The organism is Pseudomonas sp. FBCC-B1667, assembly GCF_059133255.1.
This window is the reverse complement of sequence record NZ_CP101437.1, coordinates 5,109,302-5,127,185: the sequence shown is the minus strand read 5'-3', so window position 1 is coordinate 5,127,185 and position 17,884 is coordinate 5,109,302. Positions and strand designations below refer to the sequence as shown.

At 59.0% G+C, this 17,884-nt stretch carries 19 protein-coding genes; 12 read left to right on the top strand and 7 right to left on the bottom strand.

Annotated elements, in window-relative coordinates; genetic code table 11:
* Nucleotides 1-11: 11 nt before the first annotated feature.
* Entirely contained in the window at nucleotides 12-866 is an 855-nt protein-coding gene (locus tag NL116_RS23725; protein ID WP_494374281.1) for a D-hexose-6-phosphate mutarotase, read from the top strand.
* 76 nt (nucleotides 867-942) lie between these two features.
* On the opposite strand, the gene NL116_RS23720 is transcribed toward NL116_RS23725, so the two are convergent.
* Entirely contained in the window at nucleotides 943-1,803 is an 861-nt protein-coding gene (locus NL116_RS23720; RefSeq protein WP_175649041.1) for a MurR/RpiR family transcriptional regulator, read from the bottom strand.
* A 226-nt stretch (nucleotides 1,804-2,029) separates the two neighbouring features.
* On the opposite strand from NL116_RS23720, the gene zwf reads away from it, so the two are divergent.
* From zwf to NL116_RS23700, 4 genes are all read left to right on the top strand, one after another.
* A complete protein-coding gene (gene zwf, locus NL116_RS23715; protein ID WP_494374280.1) occupies nucleotides 2,030-3,499 on the top strand; it encodes a glucose-6-phosphate dehydrogenase in 1,470 nt (489 codons plus the stop codon).
* Nucleotides 3,486-4,199: a 6-phosphogluconolactonase gene (gene pgl, locus NL116_RS23710; RefSeq protein WP_494374279.1), complete on the top strand. Its 714-nt coding sequence runs from the start codon at nucleotides 3,486-3,488 to the stop codon at nucleotides 4,197-4,199. Before zwf ends, pgl begins: the two co-directional genes overlap by 14 nt.
* Nucleotides 4,200-4,216: 17 nt before the next feature.
* Nucleotides 4,217-4,882 (top strand): bifunctional 4-hydroxy-2-oxoglutarate aldolase/2-dehydro-3-deoxy-phosphogluconate aldolase, encoded by a 666-nt coding sequence (locus NL116_RS23705; protein ID WP_140667510.1) that lies wholly within the window; start codon nucleotides 4,217-4,219, stop codon nucleotides 4,880-4,882.
* 221 nt (nucleotides 4,883-5,103) lie between these two features.
* Nucleotides 5,104-5,829, top strand: coding sequence for an intradiol ring-cleavage dioxygenase (locus tag NL116_RS23700; RefSeq protein WP_494374278.1), 726 nt, complete (start codon nucleotides 5,104-5,106; stop codon nucleotides 5,827-5,829).
* Nucleotides 5,830-5,831: 2 nt separating this feature from the next.
* Here NL116_RS23700 and NL116_RS23695 read toward each other — a convergent pair whose 3' ends face one another.
* Both NL116_RS23695 and NL116_RS23690 read right to left on the bottom strand, forming a co-directional pair.
* Entirely contained in the window at nucleotides 5,832-7,013 is a 1,182-nt protein-coding gene (locus NL116_RS23695; RefSeq protein ID WP_494374277.1) for an aminotransferase class V-fold PLP-dependent enzyme, read from the bottom strand.
* An 18-nt stretch (nucleotides 7,014-7,031) separates the two neighbouring features.
* Entirely contained in the window at nucleotides 7,032-7,268 is a 237-nt protein-coding gene (locus NL116_RS23690; RefSeq protein WP_007949456.1) for a DUF3820 family protein, read from the bottom strand.
* Nucleotides 7,269-7,472: 204 nt separating this feature from the next.
* Here NL116_RS23690 and NL116_RS23685 point away from each other — a divergent pair, with 204 nt between their 5' ends.
* Complete coding sequence (locus NL116_RS23685) at nucleotides 7,473-7,940, top strand: ferritin-like domain-containing protein (RefSeq protein ID WP_027923861.1); 468 nt, start codon at nucleotides 7,473-7,475, stop codon at nucleotides 7,938-7,940.
* 58 nt (nucleotides 7,941-7,998) lie between these two features.
* Here the strand turns inward: NL116_RS23685 and NL116_RS23680 are convergent, their stop codons facing one another.
* Both NL116_RS23680 and NL116_RS23675 read right to left on the bottom strand, forming a co-directional pair.
* On the bottom strand, nucleotides 7,999-8,469 hold the full coding sequence (locus NL116_RS23680) for a MaoC family dehydratase (RefSeq protein ID WP_494374276.1): 471 nt from the start codon (nucleotides 8,467-8,469) through the stop codon (nucleotides 7,999-8,001).
* A 42-nt stretch (nucleotides 8,470-8,511) separates the two neighbouring features.
* Nucleotides 8,512-9,456 (bottom strand): alpha/beta hydrolase, encoded by a 945-nt coding sequence (locus NL116_RS23675; protein ID WP_494374275.1) that lies wholly within the window; start codon nucleotides 9,454-9,456, stop codon nucleotides 8,512-8,514.
* A 245-nt stretch (nucleotides 9,457-9,701) separates the two neighbouring features.
* Between NL116_RS23675 and fadD2 the strand changes: the two genes are divergently transcribed.
* Together fadD2 and fadD1 are read left to right on the top strand one after the other, a co-directional pair.
* Entirely contained in the window at nucleotides 9,702-11,390 is a 1,689-nt protein-coding gene (gene fadD2 / locus NL116_RS23670; RefSeq protein ID WP_494374274.1) for a long-chain-fatty-acid--CoA ligase FadD2, read from the top strand.
* 385 nt (nucleotides 11,391-11,775) lie between these two features.
* The gene (gene fadD1 / locus NL116_RS23665; RefSeq protein ID WP_494374273.1) at nucleotides 11,776-13,476 is read left to right on the top strand and encodes a long-chain-fatty-acid--CoA ligase FadD1; all 1,701 of its coding nucleotides are present in this window, start codon (nucleotides 11,776-11,778) and stop codon (nucleotides 13,474-13,476) included.
* 171 nt (nucleotides 13,477-13,647) lie between these two features.
* Here fadD1 and NL116_RS23660 read toward each other — a convergent pair whose 3' ends face one another.
* Nucleotides 13,648-14,025 carry a hypothetical protein gene (locus NL116_RS23660; protein WP_027923866.1) on the bottom strand — a complete coding sequence of 126 codons (378 nt, stop codon included), beginning with the start codon at nucleotides 14,023-14,025 and terminating at the stop codon, nucleotides 13,648-13,650.
* 200 nt (nucleotides 14,026-14,225) lie between these two features.
* Here NL116_RS23660 and NL116_RS23655 point away from each other — a divergent pair, with 200 nt between their 5' ends.
* From NL116_RS23655 to def, 3 genes are all read left to right on the top strand, one after another.
* Nucleotides 14,226-14,417 carry a CsbD family protein gene (locus NL116_RS23655; RefSeq protein ID WP_053122994.1) on the top strand — a complete coding sequence of 64 codons (192 nt, stop codon included), beginning with the start codon at nucleotides 14,226-14,228 and terminating at the stop codon, nucleotides 14,415-14,417.
* A 173-nt stretch (nucleotides 14,418-14,590) separates the two neighbouring features.
* A complete protein-coding gene (locus tag NL116_RS23650) occupies nucleotides 14,591-15,550 on the top strand; it encodes a YihY/virulence factor BrkB family protein (protein ID WP_494374272.1) in 960 nt (319 codons plus the stop codon).
* Nucleotides 15,547-16,086, top strand: coding sequence for a peptide deformylase (gene def / locus NL116_RS23645; RefSeq protein WP_027923869.1), 540 nt, complete (start codon nucleotides 15,547-15,549; stop codon nucleotides 16,084-16,086). Before NL116_RS23650 ends, def begins: the two co-directional genes overlap by 4 nt.
* A gap of 48 nt (nucleotides 16,087-16,134) precedes the next feature.
* Here the strand turns inward: def and NL116_RS23640 are convergent, their stop codons facing one another.
* Entirely contained in the window at nucleotides 16,135-16,551 is a 417-nt protein-coding gene (locus NL116_RS23640; protein ID WP_494374271.1) for a GNAT family N-acetyltransferase, read from the bottom strand.
* A gap of 338 nt (nucleotides 16,552-16,889) precedes the next feature.
* On the opposite strand from NL116_RS23640, the gene NL116_RS23635 reads away from it, so the two are divergent.
* Nucleotides 16,890-17,831: a fatty acid desaturase gene (locus NL116_RS23635; protein ID WP_494374270.1), complete on the top strand. Its 942-nt coding sequence runs from the start codon at nucleotides 16,890-16,892 to the stop codon at nucleotides 17,829-17,831.
* The last annotated feature ends 53 nt before the right edge of the window (nucleotides 17,832-17,884 follow it).

Below are 17,884 nucleotides of genomic sequence, written 5' to 3'. Positions count from 1 at the left end.
GACAGTGGCACATGCATGAGCATCCGCTACAACGCTTCTTCAAATCCTTGCGCAACCGTCCGGTGTTTGTGTGGGAGCGCTATCAGAAGCGCGACGTGTTGGTGATCGACCATCCGTTGTGTCAGGCGGTGTTCAGTCGCCAGGGCGCGCAGTTGCTGCATTTCCAGCCCACGGGTCAAAAGCCATGGCTCTGGTGCGCGGCGAAGTGGCCGCAGGTGGGTGCGATTCGCGGCGGCGTGCCCGTGTGCTGGCCGTGGTATGGACGTCATCCGAGCGAAAACGCCTGGCCTTCCCATGGTTGGGCTCGGTTGATCGACTGGAAGCTGCTCGACAGCAGCCACGACGATGATGGCGTGCGATTGCACTGGCAACTTCAGCTGTGCGACTGGCAAGTGGACCTGCATGCGCACCTCGGCGAACGCATGGATTTGCGCCTGAGCACCGAGCATCAAGACACCTTGCCCTGCCAATTGAGTCAGGCGTTGCACGCTTACTGGCGTATAGGTGACGTGGGTGAGATAGCGCTGTCTGGGCTTGAAGGTGCGCAGGGATATGACCATTTGAACCGCCAGAGTTGCCAGCAGGAAGGTGAGTTGCGGGTCGATGGCGGGTGTCAGCGCGTGTTCCAGCATGACGGCGAATTGCAGCTCAAGGACCACGCCTGGCAACGTGAATTGTGCATCGATACCGGCGACCATGCGGACACGGTGGTCTGGCATCCAGGTTCGCGGCCATTGCTCGGCGTGACCTGGAATGAGATTTCAGAGTTTGTGTGTGTGGAGGCGGCCAGCGGCGGCGCGCATAGCCTGAGCCTGGCGCCGGGGGAGAGGGCGCATTTGAGTTTGCAGGCGCGGGTTGGGGGGTAGCTCAAGACTGGCGGTCTTGCGGCTGGCCCCTTCGACTTGCTCGCGAAGAGGCCGGTCACGCAGTCAAGATGTCGGACTAGTTAAACTCATCCCCAACCGGATACCGGCTCGCATTCAGGCTCTCTTTGATCTTGCGCAAATGCGGCTGGAAATCCACCCCGCGGCGTAGCGTCATACCGGTCGCCAGCACGTCCAGCACGGTCAACTGAATGATGCGCGAAGTCATCGGCATGTAGATGTCGGTGTCTTCTGGCAGCGGAATATTCAGGCTCAGCGTGCTGGCCTTGGCCAAGGGCGAACCCTCGGCGGTCAGGCCCAGCACCGAGGCACCGTTCTCACGGGCGATGCGCGCCACCTCCACCAGTTCGCGGGTGCGGCCGGTGTAGGAAATGATCACGAACAATTCGCCAGTGTGCGCCACCGACGCAATCATGCGTTGCATCAGCACGTCGGCGTGGGCGGTGACGGCCAGGTTGAAGCGGAAGAACTTGTGCTGCGCGTCCAGCGCCACCGGGGCCGAGGCGCCGAGGCCGAAGAAGTGGATCTGCCGGGCCTGGATCAACAGGTCGACGGCGCGGCTGATCAGGTTCGGGTCCAACGCCTGCAGGGCACTGTCCAGAGAGGCGATGGCGCTGCCGAAAATCTTCTTTGTATAGGCTTCGGGATTGTCATCGGCCTCGACTGCGCGGCTGACATACGCAGCGCCACTGGCCAGGCTTTGGGCCAGTTGAAGTTTGAGTTCGGGGTAGCCGCTGACGCCGAACGAACGGCAGAAGCGGTTGACGGTCGGCTCGCTGACCTTGGAGGCCTGGGCGAGCGCGGCGATGCTGAACCGTGTGGCCTGCTGTGGGTTGAGCAGGATCACTTCGGCGACTTTACGTTCAGCCTTGTTCAGGTCTTCAAGGCGATTCTGGATCTGTTCCAGTAAATTTCGCACGCGGTCCATATATGTTCCTTGGGTCAGCTGCGCAAATTAGAGTTCGGCTATGCCAAAAGGGCCTTTGATGCAGCCCCAAACGGTGGCCTATCCTACTGATGGCTCCGACCGGCTACCACTCGGAATCTGTATTTTGCGAAAATGTTGTGGTTATTACTACATTTTCTCTTGAGCGATGCCTTGAAAAAAGGTATTTGTAGCTTAACTTGATAAAAGAACAAACATCATGCCTTCGATTACGGTTGAACCGTGCACCTTTGCCTTGTTCGGCGCCCTCGGCGACCTGGCCTTGCGCAAGCTGTTTCCTGCCCTCTATCAACTCGATGGCGCAGGCCTTCTGCACGAGGATACGCGCATTATCGCGCTGGCCCGCGAGCCTGGCACCGAGCAGCAGCACCTGGCATTCATCGGCGCCGAACTGCGTCGTTATGTGGGCGCGAAAGAGCTGGATGAGGCGGTTGTCGAGCGCTTCCTGGCGCGGCTGACCTACCTGCACGTGGACTTCCTCAACGCTGACGATTACATCGCCTTGGCCGACATGGCTGGCAGCGCCCAGCGCGTGATTGCCTACTTCGCCACGCCAGCCGCTGTGTACGGCTCGATTTGCGAAAACCTGGCCAAGGTCGGCCTCGCGGAAAACACCCGCGTGGTGCTGGAAAAACCGATCGGCTCGGACCTGGAATCCTCGCGCAAGGTCAACGACGCCGTGGCGCAGTTTTTCCCGGAAAATCGCACCTACCGCATCGACCATTACCTGGGCAAAGAGACGGTTCAAAACCTCATCGCCCTGCGTTTTGCCAACAGCCTGTTCGAAACCCAGTGGAACCAGAACTACATCTCCCACGTGGAAATCACCGTGGCCGAGAAGGTCGGGATCGAAGGCCGCTGGGGTTACTTCGACAAGGCCGGGCAGCTGCGGGACATGATTCAGAATCACCTGCTGCAACTGCTTTGCCTGATCGCCATGGACCCTCCGGCCGATCTGTCCGCCGACAGCATCCGCGACGAGAAAGTCAAAGTGCTCAAGGCGCTGGCGCCGATCAGCCCGGAAGGCCTGACCACTCAGGTGGTGCGCGGTCAGTACATCGCCGGTTACAGCGAAGGCAAACCGGTGCCGGGTTACCTGGAAGAGCCGAATTCGAATACCCAGAGCGACACCGAAACCTTCGTCGCATTGCGAGCTGATATCCGCAACTGGCGTTGGGCCGGCGTACCGTTTTACCTGCGCACCGGCAAACGCATGCCGCAGAAACTGTCGCAGATCGTCATCCACTTCAAGGAACCGTCGCACTACATCTTCGCCCCTGAGCAGCGCCTGCAAATCAGCAACAAGCTGATTATCCGCCTGCAACCGGACGAAGGCATTTCCTTGCGCGTGATGACCAAAGAACAAGGCCTGGACAAGGGCATGCAGCTGCGCAGCGGTCCGTTGCAGCTGAATTTTTCCGACACCTATCGCAGCGCGCGGATTCCCGATGCCTACGAGCGGTTGTTGCTGGAAGTGATGCGCGGCAATCAGAACCTGTTTGTCCGTAAAGATGAAATCGAAGCCGCGTGGAAGTGGTGTGACCAGTTGATCGCCGGCTGGAAAAAATCCGGTGATGCGCCCAAGCCGTACGCGGCCGGGTCCTGGGGACCGATGAGCTCCATTGCTCTGATCACGCGGGACGGGAGGTCGTGGTATGGCGATATCTGAATTGAAACTGCCTCAGGGCGTCAGCGCCCATGAGTTCAAGAGCCCGGTGTTGTTGGCGCAAGCGTTGGCACTGTCGGTGGCCAGGCAACTGAGTGAAGCAATCGAGGCCCGAGGCACCGCCACGCTGGTGGTATCCGGTGGCCGCAGCCCGGTGGCATTTTTCCAGCACCTGGCCAAGCAGGCACTGGACTGGTCGAACGTGGTGGTTAGCCTGGCTGACGAGCGTTGGGTGCCGGTGGAACATGCCGACAGCAATGCCGGCCTGCTCAAGCGTTATCTGTTGCAAGGCCCGGCGGCCAAGGCTCAGTTTCTGAGTCTGTACAGCGCCAGCGCCAACCTGGAACAGGCGGCCGAGCAGGCCGACCGCTTGTTGTCCGAACTGCCGGTGATCGATGTCCTGGTGCTGGGCATGGGCGACGACGGCCACACCGCCTCGTTGTTTCCGAACAGCCCGAACCTCGCCGACGCCCTGAAAGTCGACGGCACACGTCGCTGCTACCCGATGCTGGCGCCGACCGTGCCGCATCAGCGCTTGACCATGAGCCGTGCGCTGCTGGCCTCGGCCAAACACAAAGTGCTATCGATTTCCGGTCAGTCCAAGCTGACCACCCTGAGTGCCGCATTGGCCGTCGACGATGTCGCCGCCATGCCGATTCGCGCGTTTTTGCAACCTACGTTAGAGATTTACTGGTGCCCATGAGCCAAGGAACAGCCGCTATGACAACCCCATCCCCGACCGTATCCATGGCGGACAAAGTTGCCCTGATCGACAGCCTCTGTGCCAAGGCGCGGATCCTGCCGGTGATCACCATCGCCCGCGAACAGGACGTGCTGCCACTGGCCGACGCCCTGGCTGCCGGCGGCCTGACCGCCCTGGAAGTGACCCTGCGTTCGCAGTTCGGCCTCAAGGCCATCCAGATCCTGCGCGAACAGCGCCCGGAACTGATGACCGGTGCCGGCACCGTGCTCGATCGCCACATGCTCGCCGCTGCCGAAGCGGCCGGCTCGCAGTTCATCGTCACGCCGGGCATCACCCGTGATTTGCTTGAAGCCAGCGTCAACAGCCCGATCCCGCTGTTGCCCGGCATCAGCAACGCCTCCGGCATCATGGAAGGCTATGGCCTGGGCTATCGCCGCTTCAAGCTGTTCCCGGCGGAAGTGAGCGGTGGCGTCGCCGCCATCAAGGCCCTCGGCGGTCCGTTCGGCGACGTGAAATTCTGCCCGACGGGCGGCGTCGGCCCGGCCAATATCAAGAGCTACATGGCGTTGAAAAACGTGATGTGCGTGGGCGGTAGCTGGATGCTTGATCCCGAGTGGATCAAGAACGGCGACTGGGCCCGCATTCAGGAATGCACCGCTGAGGCCTTGGCGCTGCTGGACTGATCCGCTTTACCTGACACTTCGTTGTGTGTTCTACGGCTTTACGGTGCGCTTGGTCGGTGCACCGTTTTTTTTTGCCCAAGGAAAACCAACAGGCAGCCGAGATTCCTTGTAGCAGCAGGTTTCGCCAGCTGCTCCAAATTCGCCTCAGGCGATACATAGTTACCGCCTTCCGACGGTCGGCCAATGCTAGCCTGCGTTCATCTTATGGAAGAGAGAACGTCATGGACGACAACACCCCCGTTGCACCCACATCACCGCTTTACCTGCTGTCTCCCGAGCAGATTCCCGGCCCGTATTTCCGCAATCCGAAATTGATCAGACGCAACATCAGCGAAGGCGCCGATGGTGTTCCCCTGGTCCTGCGCCTGGCAATCGTCGATGCCATGACCGGGCAGCCTGTCATCGGCGCGCTGGTCGATATCTGGCATTGCAATGCGCGCGGGTCCTATTCGGGCTGGAGCAAAATTGATCCGGACAAGGAAGTCGACAACGGTGACATCGGCTCGGTCCCGCGCACCGACGACGACACTTACCTGCGCGGTGGGCAATTTACCGACAAGGAGGGCGTCGTGCGCTTTACCACGGTCTATCCAGGGTTTTACGCCGGTCGCGCACTGCACATTCATGTCGCCGTGCGTATCACCGCCGGCAACAATTACCTGGAAGAACGGCATGTTGCCTGGGTTGGCCAGCTGTATTTACCCGAAGTGGCGTCGCGATCGGTCCTCAACTCCCGTGAGTACGGCGGCCGAAAGGCCTTGGCGTTGACTAACGATCAAGACGTTTATTACAAATACCATGGCGGCGAAGCGTCGACCTTGAACGTGCATACCCTCAGTCGGGATTCGAAAGAGGATGGCTTCTTCGGCGCCACGACCATTGGCATCGACACCTTCGCGGTGTCCTCGCACATCAAACCCGAGGACTTCGACAAATACACGGTGTGACCTCAGCGCAACTCGGTCAGCGCCAGGGCCAGCAGTTCCATGTGTGCGGCAGTGGTGGTCAGGCCCGGCGTGATACGAATGCACGGACCACTCGCGGCGCCGCTGCGCATCACGGTGAACAGGTTGTAGTCGGTGAGCAGCCGCTCGACCATCGGCTGTTGATCGGCCTGTCGGGTGAAACGCATCGACGTGATCCCGCAATACAGGCGAGGATCATCCGGCGTCATCACTTCGATGCCCGGGAGTTCGCGCACCGCACGCACCCACAGGTTGCGCAAGTAGTTGAGCCGGGCACTCTTGGCGGCGGACCCACCCATGGCCTGATGCTCCTCGAACACCAGCGGCAAGGTCAGCAGCGCCGGAATGTTGGGGGTGCTATACGGCGTGCGTGCGCGAATGTCGGTGATCGGGAAATGCATCTCGCCCATGTCAGGGTCGATATCGGCCAGGCGCTCGAGGGCGATGTAGATAAAACCTAGCGTCAGCGGCGCACCGATCCACTTGTGCAGATTGAAGCCGGCGAAGGCGACACCGAGTTCGTCGAGCTTGAAGTCCAGCTGCCCCAGTGCATGGGCGCCATCGAGGATCACGTCGATCCCGTGTTCCTTGGCGGCGGCGGCAATTGCCTGCACCGGCATCACCAGGCCTGTGCGATGGGTGACGTGAGTCAGCGCTATCAGTTTGAGCTTGGGATAGCGCGCAAAGGCGTCGCGGTAGCTGGCCAGCAAACTGTCGAAACTCGCAGGATGCGGGATCTCGATCTCGATCACCTCGACCCCGCGATGTCGCGCCAGCCAACGCATCGCGCCTTTGACGGTGTCGTATTCCAGGTCGCTGAACAGCACCTGATCGCCCGGTTGCAGGCGGTTGTAGTTGCGGATCAACGATTGCAAGCCGTCCGAAGCGTTGCGGGTCAGGGCGACGGTCTCGACAGGCACGCCCACCAGCTCGGCCAACTGCGTGGTGATCTTCAGGGCTTCACCCTGTTCGAAGCGCTGGCGCACATACACCGAGTTGCTGCGATTGATGAGTTCGATGTTGCGCTGGTATTCCTCGACCACCGTTCGCGACATGCGCCCGAAGTAACCGTTTTCCAGGTTGATCGGGCCGGGTTCGACAGCGTAACGGTCGGCAAAGGTCTGCCAGAAGGATTCATCACGGGCGCGGCGGGTGTTATCGGGCATGGGCTAATCGGCTCAGGATCAATGGCGGGGCGCAGGTTTGCCATGTTTGGCGCGCAGGGGTTCGAGCAATTCCGACAAGCCGTTGTGGTCGATTTCCTGCATCAGGGCCAGCAAGCCACCCAGTTCGCCATGGGGAAATCCTTCCCGGGCGAACCAGTTCAGGTACTGGCCGGGCAAGTCGGCGATGATCCGGCCTTTGTATTTGCCGAAGGGCATTTCGCGGGTGATCAACAGTTCGAGTTTTTCAGGGTTCATCAGTCGGTCGTCTTGATTCTATCGGTCTGGAAAATACAGGCATTCTGCATGCAGGCCAATTGACAGATCATGCAAAAAAAACGGATACAGATTTTAAGGTTTTCACTAACTATTTGAATATTAACGAATAAGTAATCCATAAGAAGCTGGCATGCAGGGTGCAATAGTTCATACATCTTTCATCAACCCGCAAGGAATTGAAAAATGACCGACATGAATAAAGAAGCCATCTCTGTACTTAACGACCTGATTGAAACCAGCAAAGACGGTCAGGAAGGGTTCAAGACTTGCGCTGAAGACATCAAGCACCCAGAACTCAAAACGCTGTTCGTTCAGCGTTCTGCCGATTGCGCCACTGCGGCGGCCGAACTGCAATCCGCGGTGCGTTCGATGGGCGGTGATCCGGAAACGTCCACCAGTGTCAGCGGCGACTTGCACCGTCGCTGGGTCGACGTGAAGTCAATGTTCACCGGCAAGGATGAAGAAGCCGTGTTGAACGAGGCAGAACGCGGTGAAGACCATGCGTTGAAGGCTTACCGCGAAGCCATGGAGAAAATCAACAAGCACAACCTGGTGGGGATTCGTGATCTGGTTGAACGTCAGTACCACGGCGTGCAACGCAATCATGATCAGGTGAAAGCCCTGCGCAACCAGGCTCGCGCACGCTCGTAAGCGTTCGTTGCCTGCCAAGAAACGCCAGCCTGCCTGGCGTTTTTTTGTGCGAGGTCGATTAACCGATGCTGATCGCCGGCAATACCGGCAACGTTACGGTCTGCTGCTTGCGCGGCGCGAGGATTTCGGCTTCGCCGTCCACCACCAATTCATCATTCTGGTTGAACACACGGGTGGCGATGCGCACACGAAACTTCGGCAGTTTCTCGAGGATCTCCAGACGCACAGTCAGGGTGTCGCCAATCTTGACCGGCTTCTGAAAGCTCATCTGCTGTCCGATATAGATAGTCCCCGGCCCAGGCAGCTCGCAAGCGACGGCGGCGCTGATCAGTGCACCACTGAACATGCCATGCGCGATGCGTTCCTTGAACATGGTGCCCGCGGCAAATTCGGCGTCCAGGTGCACCGGGTTGTGGTCGCCGGACATCGCGGCGAACAACTGAATGTCGCGCTCTTCGACCTTCTTGCTGTAACTGGCGGTCTGGCCGACTTCGAGGGCTTCGTAAGGGGTGTTGGTAACCTGGGTCATCTGTCTCGATTCCTGTGACGAATAAATGAATCCACAAAAAAACTATTCCGACCGGGGTGGCCGGCGGTGGCTGAGAGCCTCGGCGATCCACTGCAGCACGTCGTTGATCACTTCGTCGCGGTTGCGCTCATTGAACAGTTCATGCCGCGCCTGTGGGTAAATGGTCAGGCGCAGGTTCTGGCTGCCGGCTGCGCGCAAGGCGTCAGCCAGATCTTTCAGACGTTTGCCTTCGCTCACCGGATCACATTCGCCGCCAATCACCAGCAGCGGCAGGCCCGGATCGATCTGGGCGAGATTGGACGCTTTGCTGATTTGCTGCAACCCACCGAGCAAATCGATCCACAGCTGATTGGTGCAACGAAAGCCGCAGAGCGGGTCGTTGGCGTACAGGTCCACTTCTGCCGGGTCGCGACTGAGCCAGTCGAAACGGGTGCGCGCCGGTTTGAATTGTTTGTTGAACGAGCCGAAGGACAGCCATTCGATCAGTGCACTACGGCCCTTGGACCCTTGGCGCAACTTTTCCAGACGGGCGATCTGCCGTGCCGCACGATAGAGCGCCACGGGCTGGAAGTTTGAACCGCTAAGTACCGCACCGTGCAGGCTGGCGCTGTGATGCAGCAAATAAGCCTGGGCGATGTAACTGCCCATGCTGTGACCGAGCAACACAATGGGCACGCCAGGATGTTGTTGACCAATGTGCTGGTTGAGGCTGGCGAGGTCGCCGACGACCTTGCACCAGCCATCGTCGTCGGCGAAATGGCCCAGCGTTCCGTTTTCGGCAGTTTTGCCATGTCCACGCAGATCCGGTGCATACACGCCGTAGCCTTGCTCGCAGAATTTTTCCGCCAGCCGGGCGTAGCGAGCACTGTGCTCGGCCATGCCATGGGCCAGCAGGATCACGGCTTTTAACGGCGAGGCGGGCAGCCACTGGTTGACGAAGAGGCGGCTGTGGTCACTCGCGGTCAGCCAGAACGTGTCGTGGATCATGGCGATTCCTTTGCATGGGCTGCATATGGCATGGGCGTGATTGCATTGTATAGCGCATCCCGCGCTTGCCGTCTGATCAGGCCGCGCCACGGCAGGAAGATTCACGCGGTCAATGACGGCGTTGGCTGTATTTGCCTGAATCGCCATAACTGCTAGTGTCCGTGAAGCCCCGCCTTTCGCTTCATGTTTTTTAGAAGTGACAGAAAAGCGGCCCGGATAGGCTCAGGTCAAAGAGGACAAGAACAATGCAACCTGATTTCTGGAATGACAAGCGCCCGGCCGGCGTGCCCCTGGACATCGATCTTGGGGCCTATAAGTCGGTGATTGAGGTGTTCGAGCGTTCCTGCAAGAAATTTGCTGACCGCCCAGCCTTCAGCAACATGGGCGTGACCCTGACCTACGCCGAACTGGAACGCCAGAGCCTGGCCTTCGCCGCGTACCTGCAGGCCCACACTGACTTGGCGCCAGGGGATCGCATTGCGGTGCAGATGCCCAACGTCCTGCATTACCCGATTGCCGTGTTCGGTGCCTTGCGCGCCGGGCTGATCGTGGTCAACACCAACCCGTTGTACACCGCGCGGGAGATGCGTCATCAGTTCAAGGACTCCGGCGTACGGGCGCTGGTGTACTTGAACATGTTCGGGCAGAAGGTCCAGGAAGTGCTGCCCGACACCGACATCCAGTACCTGATCGAAGCGCGAATGGGCGACCTGATGCCCGCCGCCAAAGGCTGGCTGGTCAATACCATGGTCAGCAAGGTCAAGAAAATGGTCCCGGCGTATTCGTTGCCGCAGGCCATTTCCTTCAAGAGCGCGCTGCACAGGGGGCGTGGCCTGGGGATCAAGCCGCTGAAAGTCAGCCTCGACGACATCGCCGTGCTGCAATACACCGGTGGCACCACCGGTCTGGCCAAGGGCGCGATGCTGACCCACGGCAACCTGGTGGCGAACATGCAACAGGCGCGAGCGTGCCTGGGGCAGTTCGGCACTGACGGCCAGCCGCTGCTGCGCGAAGGGCAGGAGGTGATGATCGCGCCGCTGCCGCTGTACCACATCTATGCTTTCACGGCGAACTGCATGTGCATGATGGTGACCGGCAACCACAACGTGCTGATCACCAATCCGCGCGACATTGGCGGCTTCATCAAGGAGCTGAAGAACTGGCGTTTCTCGGCGTTGCTGGGGCTCAACACGTTGTTTGTCGCGCTGATGGACCACCCTGACTTCAAGACCCTGGACTTCTCCAGCCTGAAGCTGACCAACTCTGGCGGTACTGCGCTGGTCAAGGCCACCGCCGAGCGCTGGGAGCAGCTGACCGGTTGCCGCATCACCGAAGGTTACGGCCTGACCGAAACCTCACCTGTGGCCTGTACCAACCCGTACGGCGATCAATCGCGGATCGGCACGGTCGGCCTGCCGGTGCCAGGCACCACGTTGAAAGTGATCAATGATGAAGGCGTCGAGCAGCCGTTGGGCGAGCGCGGCGAACTGTGCATCAAAGGCCCGCAGATCATGAAGGGCTACTGGCAAAAGCCGGAAGCCACCGCCGAAGTGCTGGATGCCGAGGGCTGGTTCAAATCCGGCGACATCGCGGTGATCGACCCGGACGGTTTTGTGCGCATCGTCGATCGCAAGAAAGACATGATCATCGTCTCGGGTTTCAACGTGTACCCGAACGAGATCGAAGACGTGGTAATGGCTCACCCGAGAGTCGCCAACTGTGCGGTCATCGGTGTGCCGGACGAGCGTTCGGGGGAGGCGGTGAAGTTGTTTGTGGTGGCGCGTGAAGCGGGGGTCAGCCTTGAAGAGTTGAAGGCGTACTGCAAGGAAAACTTCACAGCGTACAAAGTGCCCAAGCACATCGTGTTGCGTGAGTCGTTGCCGATGACGCCGGTCGGGAAGATTCTGCGGCGGGAGTTGCGCGATATCGCTTGATCATTGAATGGCAGACGCTTCGCGCAATCGCGGGCAAGCCACGCTCCCACCGGTTTGGCGTTGTGCACAAAGCATCTGTGCGACGCAGAACCTGGGGGAGCGGGCTTGCCCGCGATGCTTTCAAGGATCTGGAAAGGCCCGGATTTCGGGGCTTTCCAGGCTTAATAGGTTTTTTGCTCTAAAATGACCGCTGGCAATTCTTGAGTCACAAATGTGACCGTAGAGGCCGCTTTTGGCTCTGGTCGACCCTTGGCAAAGCTGCTACTCTCGGCGCGCTTTGTGACTTCTCGGCCTAGTAAAAGCCAGACTCACCGATAAAAACACACACCAATAATAATCGCATCAAATGCGGTGCTGAATTCGCGTTGCTGAGGAGTGGGCTTCCATGATCGAAGACTTTTGGAAGGATAAGTACCCAGCTGGGATTTCTGCCGAGATCAATCCAGACGAGTACCCGAATATTCAGGCAGTGTTGAAGCAATCCTGCCAACGCTTCGCCAACAAGCCGGCATTCAGCAACCTGGGCAAGACACTCACCTACGGTGAACTGTACGAATTGTCCGGCGCCTTTGCCGCTTACCTGCAACAGCATACCGACTTGCAGCCGGGTGATCGAATCGCCGTGCAGTTGCCCAACGTGTTGCAGTACCCGGTCGCCGTCTTCGGTGCCATCCGCGCCGGGTTGATCGTGGTCAACACCAACCCGCTGTATACCGCGCGGGAAATGGAACACCAATTCAACGACTCCGGTGCCAAAGCCCTGGTCTGCCTGGCCAATATGGCGCACCTGGCGGAAATCGTCGTACCGAGAACTGGCGTCAAGCATGTGATCGTCACGGAAGTGGCCGACCTGCTGCCACCGCTCAAGCGCCTGTTGGTCAACAGCGTCATCAAGTACGTGAAGAAGATGGTCCCGGCGTATCACCTGCCGAAAGCCATCAAATTCAACGACGTGCTCAGCAAGGGGCATGGTCAGCCAGTGGTTGAAGCGAACCCGGCCAGCAGTGATGTCGCGGTGCTGCAATATACCGGCGGTACCACGGGCGTGGCGAAAGGGGCGATGCTGACGCACCGCAACCTCGTGGCGAACATGCTGCAATGCAAGGCGCTGATGGGCTCCAACCTCAATGAAGGTTGCGAGATCCTGATCACACCGCTGCCGCTTTATCACATCTACGCGTTCACCTTTCATTGCATGGCGATGATGCTGATCGGCAACCACAACATCCTGATCAGCAACCCGCGCGACCTGCCGGCGATGGTCAAGGAACTGTCGAAGTGGAAGTTCAGCGGTTTCGTCGGCCTCAACACGTTGTTCGTGGCGCTGTGCAATAACGAAGGTTTCCGCAAGCTGGATTTCTCGGCGCTGAAAGTCACCCTGTCCGGTGGCATGGCCCTGCAACTGGCTGCCGCGGAACGCTGGAAAGCGGTCACCGGTTGCGCCATCTGCGAAGGTTACGGCATGACCGAAACCAGCCCGGTAGCCACCGTCAACCCGATCCAGCACATCCAGATCGGCACCATCGGCATCCCGGTCCCTTCGACCCGCTGCAAAGTCATTGACGATGCCGGCGTGGAGCAGCCGCTGGGCGAAATCGGCGAGCTGTGCGTGAAAGGCCCGCAGGTGATGAAGGGCTACTGGCAGCGCCAGGAAGCCACCGATGAGATCCTCGACAGCGAAGGCTGGTTGAAGACCGGTGACATCGCGCTGATTCAGCCGGACGGCTACATGCGCATTGTCGATCGCAAGAAAGACATGATCCTGGTTTCCGGTTTCAACGTGTACCCGAACGAACTGGAGGACGTGCTCGCGACCCTGCCGGGCGTGCTGCAATGTGCGGCCATTGGCGTGCCGGACGAGAAGTCGGGCGAGGCGATCAAGATCTTCATCGTTGCCAAACCGGGCGTGACGCTGACCAAAGAGCAAGTGATGGAGCACATGCGTGCGAACGTCACCGGCTACAAGGTGCCGCGTGCCGTCGAGTTCCGCGATGCACTGCCGACCACCAACGTCGGCAAAATTCTGCGCCGCGAACTGCGCGACGAAGAACTGAAGAAAATCGCCGCGAAAAAGGTCGGCGCGTAATAACAAAGAGCCCCGCGGATGCGGGGCTTTTTTTGTCTGATAGTAGAACTTCTTTGTCTGTCAAAGCGCTTTCGCGAGCAGGGCCGCTCCTACAGTTGATCGCATTCCTTCTGGAGCAACCTGGTCAAAATGGTAGGAGTGAGCCTGATCGTGATGCTGTTGATTTTGCTGTTACAGGCGGAACGGCGCGAAGTTGACGTTAGTACCGGCCGGGCGCATGTCCTGCAAGAACGAATCCTTGTCGGCACTCAGCTCCAGGCTCAGGGCCGCTTTACGCTTGCCTTCATTGCGCACCACCAGGCCTTCAAGCTTCTCGCGCAGGAACACGGTCGGCACTTTCAGGTGCAGCAGCTCGTCGGTGTCCGGCGTGTGCATCAGCAAATGAACCCATTCGTACTGACCAATGGCCAGGCGCGCGACCGGGATATCGAACCACCAGATGTTGCGGTTGCGGTTCAATTCGGTGAAATGGCAGTTGTTGACGCCAAGCACGGCACCGCCAAGTTCCTGGTTTCTGCGGGCAATGGCCTGCTTTTTATCGAGTTTCATAACATTCCTACGGGATTGGATCTTCAGCGCCATGGCCTGAATACGTTGCGCATTCTCGGGGGTTGGTCGCCAAACATAAAGCCCAACCTGCCAAGATCGACGAAATGTGCGGCACAAAATAAATGAAACTCCCTGCAAACGCCCCCGGTCAATCCTTGTGTAACGACATTTCTCATTGATTTGTTCACAGGAGCAACACCATGAGCAGCACTGGCGATAAAGTAAAAGGCATGGCCAACGAAGCCGTCGGCAACGTCAAGCAAGGTGTCGGCAAGGCCACTGACAACACCAAACTGCAAGCCGAAGGCAAAGTGCAGGAAAAGAAAGGCGAGGCTCAGCAAGCCGTCGGCAAGGCCAAAGACGCCGTCAAGAAAGGCGTCGACAAGGCTTGATTCGGCCTTTGACGATGATCAGGAACGGCCATCCACGGATGGCCGTTTTTGTGTCAGCCTGAACTTGAACGCGGAATTTGTTTCAAAGTCGCCAAGTAGGCTACTTTGATGTAGCAAACGGCCCCTGAGTCGCCACGACTTCATCCCTCATATTGCGGCGAAAGGAGACGCTAATGATTTTCCCGGACATGAAAGGCCTGCCCTTGCACCGTGTGATGGTGCGCACGGTCACCGAGTTCATCGACGATGAAATGTCGACCTATGCCTCGGCGCTGGCCTATCAGATGTTGTTCTCGCTGTTTCCCTTCATTCTGTTTCTGATTGCCCTGATCGGTTTCCTGCACCTGCCGGACTTTTTTTCCTGGCTGCGCCTGCAATCGGAACTGGTCTTGCCGCCCCAGGCGCTGGAGCAGGTCAACCCCGTAATTGACCAGCTCCAGCAATCCAAGGGTGGCTTGCTCTCGGTGGGTATCGTGATTGCGCTGTACACCGCCTCCGCCGGTGTGCGGCTGATGATGAGCGCGATGAACGCGGCCTACGATGTGGTTGAAGGCCGGCCGGCGTGGAAGCGCTTCCCGTTGTCGATCATCTACACCGTCGGCATTGCCGGGATGCTGCTGGTCGCGGCCGCGCTGATGGTGCTTGGTCCGCAGTTGATGGGCTGGATCGCCGCGCAAGTCGGTCTCGAAGACTTCATTGTGACGCTCTGGACGATCGTGCGCTGGCCAGTGGTGGTGATTCTGCTGATGGTCGCGGTGGCAGTGATTTATTACGTCATGCCCGACGTCAAACAGGAGTTTCGCTTTATCACGCCGGGATCGGTGCTGGCGGTGGTGGTGTGGATCTGTGCCTCTGTGGGCTTCGGTCTTTACGTCAAGGAGTTCGCCAACTACAACGCCATGTATGGCAGTATCGGCGCGATCATCGTGCTGTTGCTGTACTTCTACATTTCCGCCGCGGTGCTGTTGCTCGGCGCGGAGATGAATGCGGTGATCGAGCACTTGTCGAGCGAAGGCAAGGACCCCGGCGAGAAAGTCCCTGGCGAACACGGCCATGACTACGAAAAACACCACGTTTCGGGATTGGGGCGCGATCACTCGCTCGATTCCTCCACTGACGAAGTCATCAAATGATCCGTGAAATTCTGAAAATGGGCGATGAGCGCCTGCTGCGCGTTGCCCCGCCGGTTCCGGCCGAGATGTTCGACAGCCCTGAGTTGTGGCAACTGATCGATGACATGTTCCAGACCATGGAAAGCGTCGGAGGCGTGGGCCTGGCTGCGCCGCAGATCGGTGTCGACCTGCAACTGGTGATCTTCGGTTTCGAGCACAGTGAACGGTATCCGGACGCCGAGGCGGTGCCGCAAACCATCCTGATCAATCCGTTGATCACACCGTTGAGCCCTACGCTGGAGGAGGGGTTTGAAGGGTGCCTGTCCGTGCCGGGCCTGCGTGGTGCCGTGGACCGTTATCAGCAGATTCGTTACGAAGGTGTCGACCCCAAGGGCCAGCCCATCGTGCGCATCGCCTCAGGCTTCCATGCGCGGGTGGTTCAGCATGAATGCGATCACCTGATCGGCCGTTTGTACCCGTCGCGCATTACCGACTTCAGCAAGTTCGGGTTTACCGAAGTGATGTTTCCGGACCTTGATCCGAACGCCGACGATTAAGCGTCCACCGCCAAACCCTGCAGGGGATCTCCACGGGGCGTTCGGGCTTTATCGGGTTGGCTCAAGCCCCATTGCAATCATCGGCTTGCTGCGCGCATAACGGCTCAACCGTTCCACCATGGCGTACGGCATCTGCGGATCGAAGGCAAAGCCGCGACGTTCATAAAAGCCACGCAGATCCGGATGGCAAAACAGCCACACGGGGAAGTCGAGATCCTTGACCGCCGCCGCGATCAACTCGCCGGCAACCCCTTGTTCGCGACAGGCCGGGTCGACAAACAGCCCCGTCAACCAATGGCCGCCCGCCACCGGTCGCAAGCACAGCGCGGCCACTATCTCCTTGCGTCTGGCCACCCATAACCGAGCGTCGCGCACGGCTTTCATCGGCGATTGATGCGCTCGATAAAATTTGTTCATCAGTGGCCATAACGGCTCGTCGAGCAAGGTGTACTGGGTGTCGGGCATGGGTCTGGACTGTCGGTGTTCAAAGCGGGCGATTATAAAAGAACGTGCGCGCAGGGATAGGTGTATACCTGATCTCACATCCCGTATGAGTGGAGTACGTATCATGGCCAAAGGCATGGATTCAAAGAAAGCAGCGAAGAAAAAGCCGGCGAAAACCGCCGATGAAAAGCGCGCGGATAAGAAGGCCAAGAAGGTGGATGTGTTCGGTCACTGATCCCGCGACAAGGGAGCCCGGCCATCGGGCTCCTGCTGCGCGTCTGACGATATAACCAAATAATCTGCAAGATTTCCCAAGGCCAATGCACAGAAGGGGACTGGTCCCCGATCTGAGCAACGCCATGCCCCATTACTTCGATAGCGCCCACCGAGAAGAAATCGACACCCTGCGTCAACGCCTGACGGCCCGCACCGAATGGCCGACCTGGCTATTGTTGATCGGTGTGTACGGCGGCTGGTTCAGCCTGGTGCTGGCGAGTGACCGATTGGGGTTGTGGTGCAGCACGGGGCTGCTGATGCCAGTGCTGGTGTTGTGGTTGTCGGTGCAACACGAATTGCTCCACGGTCACCCGACCCGTTGGACGTCGCTGAACAAAATCCTCGGCTATGCACCGTTCGCCGTTTGGTACCCCTACACCCTGTACCGCGACAGCCATCTGCTGCATCACCGCGACGAAGACCTGACCCTTCCGGGGCGCGATCCGGAAAGCCGTTACCTCAGTGTGGAGCAGTGGCAGGGCAGTTCGCTGTTCGAGCAAGGCCTGCACCGGCTGAACAAAACCGTGATCGGGCGTTTCATGATCGGCGCGCCGCTGGCTTTGCTGGCACTGGCGAAAGAACAGCAGCAGCGGCTGGTCAACGGTGATCGCCAGGCCTGGCTGATGTGGTTGACCCACGGCGCACTGACCTTGCTGATGCTGGCATTCATTGCCCGCTACAGCGTATTGCCGGTGTGGCATTACCTGCTGCTGATCAGCGTGCCAGCGCAGTCGATTGCGATGATTCGCTCCTACTATGAACATCGCCCGCACGCGCAATCCGAACAACGAACCGTGCTCAATGAAGCCGGCTGGCTTTGGCGCTGGTTGTTTCTGAATCTCAACTTTCACCTGGTGCATCACGACTTGCCGGGGCTGGCGTGGTACGACTTGCCGCGTGCGTATCACGCACGCCGCGAGCAATGGATCGCGCGCAGTGGCGGGTTTCTGGTGCGGGGGTATGGTCAGTTGTGGCGCGAGAATGGTGTGAAAGCCATCGACAGCCCACAGCATCCGTTCCACTGATTTTCTGGATCACCGCCAAATCCCCCTGTGGGAGCGGGCTTGATTGATGTTGT